General features: G+C 68.7%; 11 protein-coding genes. 6 read left to right on the top strand and 5 right to left on the bottom strand.

Annotation, left to right across the window (positions count from 1 at the left end):
- Nucleotides 1-27 precede the first annotated feature (27 nt).
- The 5 genes from ASE59_RS15010 to ASE59_RS14990 form a co-directional block, all read right to left on the bottom strand.
- The gene (locus tag ASE59_RS15010; RefSeq protein WP_056457986.1) at nt 28-1152 is read right to left on the bottom strand and encodes an acyltransferase family protein; all 1125 of its coding nucleotides are present in this window, start codon (nt 1150-1152) and stop codon (nt 28-30) included.
- Nucleotides 1149-3461 (bottom strand): alpha-N-acetylglucosaminidase, encoded by a 2313-nt coding sequence (locus ASE59_RS15005; protein ID WP_200913302.1) that lies wholly within the window; start codon nt 3459-3461, stop codon nt 1149-1151. The genes ASE59_RS15010 and ASE59_RS15005 overlap by 4 nt, the downstream gene beginning before the upstream one ends.
- 320 nt (nt 3462-3781) lie before the next feature.
- Nucleotides 3782-4492: a gluconate 2-dehydrogenase subunit 3 family protein gene (locus tag ASE59_RS15000; protein ID WP_056457985.1), complete on the bottom strand. Its 711-nt coding sequence runs from the start codon at nt 4490-4492 to the stop codon at nt 3782-3784.
- The gene (locus tag ASE59_RS14995) at nt 4489-6183 is read right to left on the bottom strand and encodes a GMC oxidoreductase (protein ID WP_200913301.1); all 1695 of its coding nucleotides are present in this window, start codon (nt 6181-6183) and stop codon (nt 4489-4491) included. The genes ASE59_RS15000 and ASE59_RS14995 overlap by 4 nt, the downstream gene beginning before the upstream one ends.
- Nucleotides 6180-6929, bottom strand: a complete 750-nt coding sequence (locus ASE59_RS14990; protein ID WP_156360106.1) for a DUF1080 domain-containing protein — start codon at nt 6927-6929, stop codon at nt 6180-6182. Before ASE59_RS14990 ends, ASE59_RS14995 begins: the two co-directional genes overlap by 4 nt.
- A gap of 104 nt (nt 6930-7033) precedes the next feature.
- Here ASE59_RS14990 and ASE59_RS19920 point away from each other — a divergent pair, with 104 nt between their 5' ends.
- The 6 genes from ASE59_RS19920 to ASE59_RS14965 all read left to right on the top strand — a co-directional run bounded on the left by ASE59_RS19920 (nt 7034) and on the right by ASE59_RS14965 (nt 11242).
- Complete coding sequence (locus ASE59_RS19920) at nt 7034-7177, top strand: hypothetical protein (protein WP_156360105.1); 144 nt, start codon at nt 7034-7036, stop codon at nt 7175-7177.
- A gap of 48 nt (nt 7178-7225) precedes the next feature.
- Nucleotides 7226-7882 (top strand): YjbE family putative metal transport protein, encoded by a 657-nt coding sequence (locus ASE59_RS14985; RefSeq protein ID WP_056457978.1) that lies wholly within the window; start codon nt 7226-7228, stop codon nt 7880-7882.
- Between the two features lie 156 nt (nt 7883-8038).
- Entirely contained in the window at nt 8039-9064 is a 1026-nt protein-coding gene (locus ASE59_RS19335; protein WP_082458495.1) for a glycosyltransferase, read from the top strand.
- On the top strand, nt 9061-10035 hold the full coding sequence (locus tag ASE59_RS14975; RefSeq protein ID WP_056457975.1) for a hypothetical protein: 975 nt from the start codon (nt 9061-9063) through the stop codon (nt 10033-10035). The genes ASE59_RS19335 and ASE59_RS14975 overlap by 4 nt, the downstream gene beginning before the upstream one ends.
- Nucleotides 10032-10670, top strand: a complete 639-nt coding sequence (locus ASE59_RS14970) for a PIG-L deacetylase family protein (protein WP_235515801.1) — start codon at nt 10032-10034, stop codon at nt 10668-10670. The genes ASE59_RS14975 and ASE59_RS14970 overlap by 4 nt, the downstream gene beginning before the upstream one ends.
- Nucleotides 10667-11242, top strand: a complete 576-nt coding sequence (locus tag ASE59_RS14965) for a class I SAM-dependent methyltransferase (protein WP_056457973.1) — start codon at nt 10667-10669, stop codon at nt 11240-11242. Before ASE59_RS14970 ends, ASE59_RS14965 begins: the two co-directional genes overlap by 4 nt.
- The last annotated feature ends 283 nt before the right edge of the window (nt 11243-11525 follow it).

Here is an 11525-nt window from a genome sequence, read left to right as displayed (position 1 = left end):
GGGCGCCTTCGATCGAAGGCGCCCGGATCAGACCTTCAGCAGCCAGCCACGTCGGTCGAGCCACCAGCCGAACGCCCAGCAAACCAGCGTATAGGCTATGGCGCAGGCGAGCGATCCGAGTGGGCCGGGCAGCACCGGTTGGAACAGGGCGATACCGACCCAGTCGTACAGCCCGCCATAAGGCGGCACGCGCACCAGTTGCAGCGTCATGACCAGCAGTTCGGAAAAGATGTAGATGGCGAGCGGGTTGCGGCCGAGGATGGTCAGGAACCGTCGCCCGGTCGTCAGCCCACGCACCTCGATCGCCCAGACGAACGCGGCGAGCAGCACCATGTCGCAACCGATGGTCAGCAGCGCGAACGGGCTGGTCCACAGCCGCTTGCCGATCGGGAACCATGGCGACCAGAGCAGCGCGAGGGCGATCACGCCGGCCCCGGCGAGCGCGATCCGCAGGACGACGCCAGGCTGCTTGCCGGACCGCTGGACCCAGCGGCCGACCAGGAAACCGGCAAGGACGTTGACCGTCGCGGGCAGGGTGCCGAGCAGTCCTTCGGGATCGAAGCCGTCCATCTTGCGATAGAGGTGGTCGCGTCCGAACAGCGTCAGGTCGATCGTCGTGCCGATATTGCCGAGCGGGGTATAGGCTTCACCCGCCGGGCTGAACGCCAGCAACATGCCCCAATAGCCGAACAGGAATGCAGCGCAGATGATGAGGACCGCCCGGACGCTGCAATAGCGTGCGATCGGTGCGGCGATCAGATAGCACAGCGCGATGCGTTGCAGGACGCCGGGGATGCGGGCATCGGCCAGCGACTTCGCGACATAGCCGCCGTCGGGATCGACCGACACGAACGGATACCAGAACATCAGGAAGCCGAGCAGAAAGATCAGCGCGGCCCGTTTCGCCACCCGCGCGAAGAAGGCTGGGGCGGGCAGGTCGGGGCGGAGCGCAAAGCTCATCGCGTTGCCGACCGCGAACAGGAAGGTTGGAAACACCAGATCGGCAATGGTGAAGCCGAACCACGGCGCGTGGCTCAGTTGCGCGAAGGGCGGTGCGCCGGCGCCGGCGGTGTTGACGACGATCATCAGGAAGATCGTCGCCCCCCGGAACATGTCGAGTGAGACGAAGCGCTGCCGACCGGGAGCGGTCATTGCGCGTCCGCCAGCGTCAGCACCGTCCGCGCCTGTGCGATCACATCGTGCGGGCGGATGCGTCGATAGGTCTTGGTGTCCTTCACCCAATGCTGCTCCCAGTCCCGGATGTCGCGCCGGACCGCCGTGTCGTCGAACGGTGTGCCGGCAATCGCGGCGGCGCGGCGTTCGCGCAGGAAATGCTGCCAGCGCGGCAGGTAGAAATCGGCGACAAGCCCCGCCCACGCCTTCGACGCATAGTCGGCGAGATTGCCTTCGCCGCCCCAGATCGTCACCTGCGCCTTGGCATCGGTGACGAAGGCGCGTTCGTCCTCGGGCGATCGGGCATAGGCACGGGCCATGTCGATCCAGCTCGACAGCGTCTCCTGCTGGTTGCCGAGCAGAAGGTCGATGGCGCGGGCAAGCGGTTCGATCCCCGCCACCGCGCGGTCGCCACTCGCGACGTCACCCGCCGCATAGGCGAGCAGCGCCCGCTGCACCCGCGCGTCGAGGCGCAACAGCGCGTAATGGCGGGTGACGTCAACCAGGTCGTAGCGGTAAAGCGCTTCCCCGCGCAGTCGTGGCGCTTGCGCCAGCAGGCCGGCGATCCCTGCCCGCAACGCTGCCGGATCGCCCGGAGGTGCGGCCCATGCGGTCGCGGTTCCGGTCGGCCGCTTGAAGAACAGATACGCCCCGGCCCGCTTCTCCCACCAGCGCGGGGTCCAGTAGCGGGTGGCATAGGCGCCTGCGGCGATCTTTGCCCATGCCGTGTCGAGGGCGGGCGTCGCCGTGCCGTAGCGGGCGGCGAGATGGCGGTGCAGCCAGTCGGTGGTCGACGTGGCCCTGCGACCCCATGCCAGATCATAGGCATTGGCATAGACCAGCGAATTGCTGTGCAATCCTTCGGGAAACATGCCGAACCCGGTCAGTCGCCCCCTGTCCGGCGCGGCGGCGAGCGTCGCCAGATCGCTGCGGTAGAAGTCGAGGTCGCCATAGACCGGGTTGCTGCCGCCATAATTATGGACATAGCCATAGACCCAGTTCTTGCCGCCGAACGCCTTCGTATCGCGCCAGATGCCGGGATAGCGATCGTTGCCGATGTCGAGCACCAGCATCCGCTGGTCCGGCACTTTCGACAGGAAGGCCGCGATCGCATCGGGTGTCCAGAAATGGTTGTCCGCGCCGAACAGCCAGCCCTGCATCACCCATGTCGCGCCCGGTGCCGCATCGGCGATCGAGCGGTGCAGGCGTTCGCCATAGGCGGCGAGCCGTGCGGCGCGGACCGCCGGTGGCAGCGCGGCGGCCCGCGTGGCGGCAGTGTTGGCGATGCTGTCGCCATAGGTCGCGTTCGCCGCGTCGCTGCCGTCCTCGGCGATCGGCGGCACCATTTCGTTGAACGCGTCGGCAAGGTAGAATTGCCCCGCGCCATATTCGCGGGTGTAGAGGTCGATGAACCGCTTCGCCAGCACCGCGAACAGCGGGTCGGACGGGTCGAGCCAATAGGTGGCGTTGAACCCCTCCCACGCCCGCATCTTGTAGATCCGCGCCCTGGGATGCGCGTCGGCGAACGCCTTGGGCACATAGCCGGCAAAGGCGGGCAGCACCGGCGTCATGCCCAGCGCCCGCATCCGCGACAGGATACGCCGTTGCAGCGCGTGTTTGTCGTCGATCCAGTTGGCCGATAGCGGGCTGCGATATCCCTCGATATTGCCCATGCGCTGCCATGGCAGGAACGCCGGGCCGGACAGCGACGTCCCGATCGCCGCGTCCGACAGTCCGGTTTCGCGCCACAGCGCGCGCCAGACATATTCCTGCCCCTCCAGCGCCAGCGGCATGTCGACGCCCTGCGCCGCCATCCAGTCGATCTCGCGCTCCCACCGTGCCCAGTCCCAGAACGGCGTCGTGTAGCCATAGGTACAGGTGTTGAGATACACGCGGTGGGCAAAGGGCGAGGTCACGCGCCCGCCGGTCATACCGGGCAGGCGGGCGGGCAGGGCGATGCGATCGCCCTCCCAGCTGAGCGAGGCCGCCCCCGCCGCGTTCCAATAGCCATAGGCGCCGCGTACCAGCGCCACGGCCGACGTCCCGTCGATCCGCGCCCGTCCGCCAGCGGCGGCGATGGTATAGCTTGGCTCGGCAGCGGGCAGGAGCCGCAGGTCGAGCCGTTCGGGCGCGAGACGCAACCGGGCCAGCGTCGCCCGCGCCGCCGCGATGCCGGTCGGTTCGGGCTGCATCGCGGGTGTCGGCACGACCGGCTGCGCACGCAGCGACGACGTGAAACCCGCCAACGTCAGCGCGCCTGTAATCAGCAGCATCCGTGGTACCGTCATCGACCTGTTCGTCCTACCCGCCCGGCGAACCGGCTGCTCCAAGTAATGATACGTATTTTCTTACTATCAATCGGTTTGGAAAATACATGTCATTTCGCTGTAACGGAAGCGATGGATATTTCGGTGCCGAGAAGACGGCAGCACGCGCACGTCCGTCGACGAACGCGTCGCGGAGGGAGTGCCCGAGATTGGATGACATGCGGCAAACCCGTCCGCTCCGAACAGCCGCTCGGACCGCCTGACTGCCGTAGTCGCGCAGGACTGGGTCAGTTCCTGCCCCGCGCGAACGGTTCCGTCTGTTGTCGTAAAGCGATGGCGGCTTACGCTGGCGCTGTACCGTTCAGTTTCAGTTCCTTCATCAACGCGTCGAAGTGCGCCAGCGCCTTGGCGTCAGGGCCGGGATACGGACCCTCGGTGACCTGGTCGCCGATAAAGCCCATATCCGCCTTCCCTTCGGGCAGGCTGTAGAACCCCAGCACGAACAAATTGCGCAGCCGGTCCATGAACGCGACCGGTTTCGCCATGGCGGGGGCCGGCGCAGCGCTGGTCAGCGCGTCGAGCAACAGGCTGCGCCGTGCCGCACTGAGGTTGACGAAAGGCGCGCCGTGAAGCGCGCGGCTCTGCGCGTCGAGCCAGGTAAGGCCGGCGAGGACGCTGGTCCGGTCGTCCTGCTGGCGCGGATAGGGTGCGCTGATCCATTCGTCGATAAAGGCACCGACGCCCAGCTTACCGGCGCCGGGTGACGCCGCATCGGCGGGCAGGATCATGTCACCGAGCAGGTCGATGGCAGCGCGTTGCGAGGGGGTGAGGGTCAGCGGCCATGGCACCTTGGGGTCGGTCAGGTCGGGGTCGCGACCATAGCCCTTGGTCGCCGGCAACGGGACGACCTGTGCCGGCCAGTCCACCACGTCGAACGGAGGCGGCGTTCCGGCGCCTTTCGCGACCGCGCCCAATGCGGGTGTCCATGGTGCGAGCGACAGGGTGGTCGCGGCGGCGAACCATTGCAGCGTCGTGCGGCGGTCGAGGGTCATGCGAGTGCTCCCGACGTCATGCGCGCGGCGAGGCGCTCCGATGCGCGCAGCGCGAGCGCCAGGATGGTCAGCGTCGGGTTCTTGTGCGGCCCCGATGCAAAGGTCGCGCCGTCCATCAGCACGACATTGTCGACGTCCCATGTCTGGCCATAGCCATCGGTCACCGACGAGCGCCGGTCCGCGCCCATGCGTGCGGTGCCCAGTTCGTGGATGATCTCGCCGCCCGCCGTCATGATCTTTTCCGGCGGCAGGTCGGGGTCGAGGATCGTGCCGTTGAGCCGCCGGAACACCGAATGCGCGGCGCGGCGACCATGCGCGACCTGATTGACCTCATGCCGCGACCATTTGAAGGCGAAGCGCAGCACCGGGATGCCGAAGCGATCCTTGACCTGCGGATCGATCTCGCAAAAACTATCCTTGTTGGGGATCATCTCCCCGCGCAGCACCAGCGCGATGGTCGCGCCGGAACGTTCGCGCACCGCCTGTTTGAGCGCCGACCCCCATACCCGTGGCAGCGCCGTTTCGGGCGGGATGCCGAAGCGGCCACCGATTTCGAAATGATACCCGCGCGCGAAATCCAGCTCGCCGCGCTTCTGTTGTTCGTACAGCCAGAACGGGATGTAGATGTGCTGCCCGCCGATGCCGTCCTCGTTATAGCGCGGACGGTTCGCCAGCCCCGGGATATACGCCCGGAACGACGCGCCGGTGGAATCGGTCAGGTTGCGGCCCAGTTCGCCCGACGAATTGGCGAGGCCCCGGCCGTCCTGCCCCGAATTGAGCAGCAGCCGCGTCGTCTCCCCGGTGCCGGCGGCCAGCACGACCGCCCGCGCCGTCACCTGGTGACGCATGCCGGTCTTGCGGTCGACATATTCGACGCCGGCGGCACGGGTTCCCGATCCCATCACCACCCGCGATACCATCGCGTCGGTCACCACGCGCAGCTTGCCGGTCGCCTTCGCCATCGGCAGCAGCGACGTCGTCGTCTGGAACATCGCGCCGATGGTGCAGCCGCGCGTACACGGCGTCGCGTTGAAGCAGGCGCTGCGCGGCGCGACCGGATCGGGCATGTCGCGCGTCAGGACGGCGGTATGCGCCGCGCGGACGGGAATGCCCAGGCTCTCGGCCGCGGCCGTGATCAGCATCTCCGGCACGCGCGGCTTGGGCGGCGGCATCAGGCAGTCGGCCGGCGAATCCGGGTGGTTCTCCAATCCGATCGGCCCGCCATTGACGCCGATCATCCGCTCGACCCGGTCATAGAAGGGGGCGACATCGTCATAGCCGATCGGCCAGTCGACCCCCAATCCGTCGCGCGAAAACGGTTTGAAATCATAGGCGCCGAAGCGCGGCACGTGCCGGCCCCAATGGTTGGTCCGCCCGCCCAGCATCCGGGGGCGATACCAGCGGAAGTCGGTGCCTTCCTGCATGGTGTACGGTTCGCCATCGACCTGCCAGCCGCCGTCGACGGTCGCGTCGAAATATCCGAACGGCTTGTCGGGCGTACCCGTCCCGCGCAGCGGCGCGTCGCTTTCGGGCGCGAACATATTGACCTCGGCCTGCGGATCGTAACTTCGTCCGGCCTCCAGCATCAGGCAGCGCAAACCGGATTTGGTCAGGCTGTACGCCGCCATGCCGCCCGCTGCGCCCGACCCGACGATCACGACGTCGATCGCTGCGTCCGCCGCCTCGCTCACTTGGCCGCCCCCGTGGCCGAGGGACCGATCCGGCGAAGCTTGATGTTGCGGAACGCGACCGGCTCGCCATGGTCCTGCAGGCCGATGACCCCGCTAGGAAAGGTGCCGAACCGTGGCATCTTGGCGAATTTTGAGGCTGCGACACGCTTGCGCCACGCATCGTCGCCATAGCTGACGTCGGCGGTCGGCGTGCCGTTCAGCCACTGGCGGATGCGGCCCCGCTCGACCAGCAACCGCGCATGGTTCCAGCTGCCCGCCGGCCGCGACGCGCCGGCCGGGGGCACCGTCATGTCGTACAGCGCGCCGGCCCGGTGCGTCGGGATCTTGCCGTCCGAATGCCCTGCATCGTCCAGAACCTGCATCTCCAGCCCGGTCTGATACAGCAGGGGTGCGTCCGGCATCCGGCGCGCCAGATAGAGGATGCCGCTGTTGCCGCCCCGCTCCACCTTCCAGTCGAGCGTCAGCTCGAACGCGCCGAACGTGTCGGCGGTCACCAGATCGGTGCCGCTCATCTGTCCGTCGGCCTTGGTCAGCAGCAGCGTTCCGTCGCGTACCACCCATGTCTGCGCCGGCGGGAGACCATCAAACGACCGCCAACCCGACAGGTCGCGCCCGTTGAACAACAATCGCCACCCCTGCGCCCGCTCCTGCGCCGTCAACCCGTTGGCCCGTTCCTGCGGCGGCTGCGACAGGGTCGGTGATGCCACCAGCATGAGAGCGGCGCCGATGCCGAATGCCATGCGCATGATCTTTCTCCTAAATTATCGCCGTGCTCATACGCCGCCGTTGCCCAAGGCTTACTGACTCCGCGGTCGTTTACAAGGAAGCAGGCAATGATATCGCAGCGAGCATGGCGTTTGGCGGTGAAGCCGCCCGGCGCCCGATCTCGATCGATCCCGATTGCGCGCCGGATATGGATCGGCTCTTGCGGCGATCGGTCGAGCCGATCATCAGCGGGGCCGCCGATCCCGGCGAAGCCAATCGGCGGTCATGACGTTTTGCCGATATGATCCCGTTCGCCTTTCCTGCATGAGTTGAACCGATGACCGAACTTTGGAACCATATCGTCGCGGACTTCGCCAATATCGGCAGTCCGTCCGCGCTCGCCGCCTTTACGCAGGTCGTGCTGATCGACGTCATGCTCGCCGCCGACAACGCCATCGTCGTCGGCGCGCTCGCCGCCGGCCTGCCGCCCGCGATGCGGCGCAAGGTGATCCTGATCGGCGTCGGCGCGGCGCTGATCCTGCGCGTCGCCTTCGCGCTGGTCGTGACCCAGTTGTTGCAGGTCACCGGCCTCGTCTTCGCCGGCGGGCTGCTGCTGGTGTGGGTGGCATGGAAGATGTGGCGCGAACTGCGCGACCATAGCGATGAACCGGGCGAGGATTCGACCCTGAAGGCCGCCGCCCCGCGCAGCTTCGCCAGTGCCGCCTGGGCCGTTGCCGTCGCCGACGTGTCGATGAGCCTCGACAACGTGCTGGCGGTCGCCGGTGCCGCGCGCGACCATCCGGGCATTCTTGCCGTCGGCCTGATCCTGTCGGTCGCGCTGATGGGTATCGCTGCCAATGTGCTCGCGCGCGTGATCGAACGCTATCGCTGGGTCGCCTATATCGGCCTCGCCGTCATCGTCTATGTCGCCTGCCGCATGATCTACGAAGGGCTGACCGACCCGTCGCGCGGCGTATTGGCCCTGTTCGGCTGATCGGTCCGGTGCCGGGTTGAACCCGAACGCGCCCCGTTCGTTACCGAAGCGATATCAATCACCTGGAGGGCGATGCTCTCCATCGCATCGGATCACCGGCGGGGACAGCGACATGGCACGACTGCATACGACAGGACCGGCGGCCGATCACGGCGGATGCGGTCGTTGACCGCCGCACCGCTGGCGATTTGCATTCCCGCGCGCGACGAGGCGGACCGGCTGCCCGACCTGTTCGCCGCGCTCGACCGGCTGACCGTGCCGCCGGGTGCAGCGGTAACGCTGTGCCTGCTGCTCGACGGCGGTAGCGATGCCAGCATGGCGCCGATCGCCGCCTATCGCGCGAACGGCCGCCACCGGCTGATCGTCGAGGTCGCCGATCGCGCCGCGCCCAATGCCGGGCGCGCGCGCGACCGGGCCATGCGGCTGGGGCTGGCGAGCGTAGGGCAGGGGGAGGCGATCCTGCTGACCAGCGACGCCGACAGCCTGCCCGCGCCCGACTGGCTGACGGTGATGACCGCCGCGCTCGACCATGCGGATCTGGTCGTTGGCGACGTGGTCCGCAGCGGCCGGGGCGGCAACCGCGATCAGGACCGGATCGAGCGCCATTATGCCCGCCTCTATGCGCTGCGCCGCCGGATCGATCCGGTCACGTGGGAGGCGCCGATCATCCACCACCATGCCAGCGGCGCCAATATGGGCCTCCGTTCGGCGACCTATCTCGCGCTCGGCGGGTTCCTGCCGCTGGCGCGCGGCGAGGATGCGCGGCTGGTCGACGATGCCGCGCGCGCGGGCCTCAGGGTGCGGCGCGATGCGGCGAGCATCGTCCACACATCCGACAGGCGGATCGGGCGGGTGCTCGGCGGGCTGGCGACGAACCTGTGTGCGCTGGATCGCGACGGGCTGGGTGCGGTCAGCGTCGCGCACCCCGCCGACCAGCTATGGCAATATCGCCTGCATGCGGTCGCACGCGACGCCTTTGGCAGCGGCGATTTTGCGAGGATGAGCGCCGCGATCGGGCTTGATGCCGACCATCTGCTCGGCGTCGCGCGCGACTGTCCCAATGCGGAGGCGTTCGCGATGCGGGTGGTGCCGGTGCCGCCCGGCGGTATGCGCCACATTCCGTTCGTCGCCGCCGAAGCCGCGCTCGCGCTGCTCACCGCCAGCCCGGCGGCGGCGGCATGAGTGACCTGCGCCAGCGGATCGCCACGCTGACCGGCGAACTCGTTGATGCCGCCGATCCGACCGATGCGCTCGCGCTGCTGACGCTGTTGCGGTTGCTCTACCGCGTCGGTCGCGAGGACCTGCCGCTCGGCCGATTGTTCGAGGGGCATGTCGATGCCGCGCAGATCGTGTCGCGCTATGGCGATGCCGCGCAGCGCGACCGGCTTGCCGGCATCCTGCGCAATGGCGGGGCGCTCGGCGTATGGAACGCCGATCTGCCGGGCGACGGGCTGCGGCTCGATGGCGACATGCTCCATGGCGGCAAAAGCTTCGCCTCGGGCGCCGGCATCATCAGCCATGCGCTGGTCAGCGTCGATGCGCCCGGCGGGCGGCAGTTGCTGCTGCTCGACCTCGCGCGCGTGGCGCACAGTATCGACCGCAGCTTCTGGCGGGTGGTCGGGATGCAGCGTTCGGAGACGCATATCGTGCGCTGGGCGGATTCGCCGATCACCCCCGACGACCGGATCGGCGCGCCCGGCGACTATGTCCGCGAACCGTGGTTCAGCGGCGGCGCCCTGCGTTTCGCGGCGGTGCAGGCGGGCGGGATCGCCGCCATTGTCGACGGGGTGCGCGATCATCTGGTGAAGACCGGTCGCGCCGCCGATCCGCATCAGGCGGGCCGGCTCGCCCGCCTTTATGGACTGGGGGAGGCGGCCGCCGGTGCGGTGCGGACGGCGGCGGCGACATGGTTCGCCGACGAAGCCGCGCGCCTGCCGAGCGTCGCCGCAGCCCGCGCCGCGGTCTATGCCGCCGGGGGCAAGGCGATTGCAGTGGCGCAGGAGGCGGTCGGCGTCGCCGCACTGTTCCACGACCATCCGCTCTCGGCCACGATCACCGACCTCGCCATGTATCTGCGCCAGCCCGGCCCCGATGCGCAGCGGATGCTGGTCGGTGCGGCGGTCGCCGACGGCACGCTGACGGTGACCCTGTGATCCGGCCAAAGGCATTGCTGATGGTCGCGCCGCATCCCGATGACGAGACGATCGGCGCGCACGCGCTGATCGCCCGCGCGCGGCGGCGCGGGGTGGTGGTCCGCGTGCTGATCGTCAGCGACGGCGCCGGATCGCACCGCGCCAGCCCGACATGGCCGCGCGCGCGACTGGTCCGCGAACGCCGGCGCGAGACGCGGCGGGAGCTGCACCGCATCGGCGTGGCCGCCGGCGATATCGACTTTCTCGACCTGCCCGACGGCAACGTCGCCGCGCATGGCGGCGCGCTGCGCCGTGCCATATCGCGGGCGCTATCGACGCTGCCCGTACCGGTGCTGGCACTGGCCCCGTCGCCGCGCGACGACCATCCCGATCACCGCGCGGTCGCCGCCGCCGCCCGCCCGCGCGGCGGGGTGTTCTGGCGCGCCTATCCGGTCTGGCCGACAGGGCAGCGTCTGCCCGCCGCCCGCAGGGTGCCGCTCACCGCGCAGGAACGCCTCGCCAAGCGCCACGCCATCCGCCGCTACCGGACCCAGACCGGGCGGATAACCGACGATCCGCACGGTTTCGCGCTGACCGCCGGGCAGATCGCCGCGTTCAGCCGACCGGCTGAAATCCTCGGCGCGATGCGGCGATGAGGCCGATCACCCTCGACGGGTTCGAACGCACCTTCGCCGCCGACCCCGATCCGTGGCAGACCTTTCGCAACCGCGACGAGGCGGTGAAGCGCGGCGCGATCCTGCACGCGATCGGGGTGGGGCCGTTAGGCCGCGTCCTCGAACTGGCGGCGGGCAACGGATCGAACAGCGTCGCCATTGCGCCGCGCGCGCTCCGCCTCGACGCGACCGAGGCGACCGGGGCGGGGACGGCGCTGGTCGCCAGGGCGCTGGCGGGCGTTCCGCGCGCCCGCGCGATCCGGCTCGCGGTACCGGCGCACTTGCCGCGCGCGACCTATGACGTCGTGGTCGTCGCCGAACTGCTCTATTACCTGACCCCACAAGCCATGCGGCAGACCGCGCGCGACGTGGCGGCGGCGCTGCGGCCCGGCGGCAGGCTGGTGCTCGCCCATCACCGCATCGACTTTCACGACTTCGCGCAGCACGCCGCGCGGCTGCACCGCCAGTTCCTGCGCGCTACCGGCTGCGACTGGCGCGTGCGCCCCGTCCATCGCAACCGCCGCTGGGCGGTGCTGGCCTGCACTCTGGCCTAGGGCCGATCGGCATTGAGTCCCCTGGGCGCGGGACGACTGCTCTATCTGCTATCGTCACTCCCGCGACGGCGGGAGTCCATATGCGCCAGCGTCGCGTATCCAGCCGAAACGTCAGCGGTTATGGATTCCCGCCTGCGCGGGAATGACGGAAATTCGCGATCGTCGCTGAACGTCGATCGGCCCTAGGCCGATCGACATTCACGCGAAACGCGACGAATTGCTCCCCTCCCTGGAAGGGGAGTGTTCACCTCGGACTCAACAGGCGTTTTCTGGCGAGGAATAT

The organism is Sphingomonas sp. Leaf10 (genome assembly GCF_001421245.1).
Lineage (GTDB): Bacteria > Pseudomonadota > Alphaproteobacteria > Sphingomonadales > Sphingomonadaceae > Sphingomonas.
The sequence above is the reverse complement of the archived record's forward strand: the minus strand, read 5'-3'. Positions and strand labels throughout refer to the sequence as shown.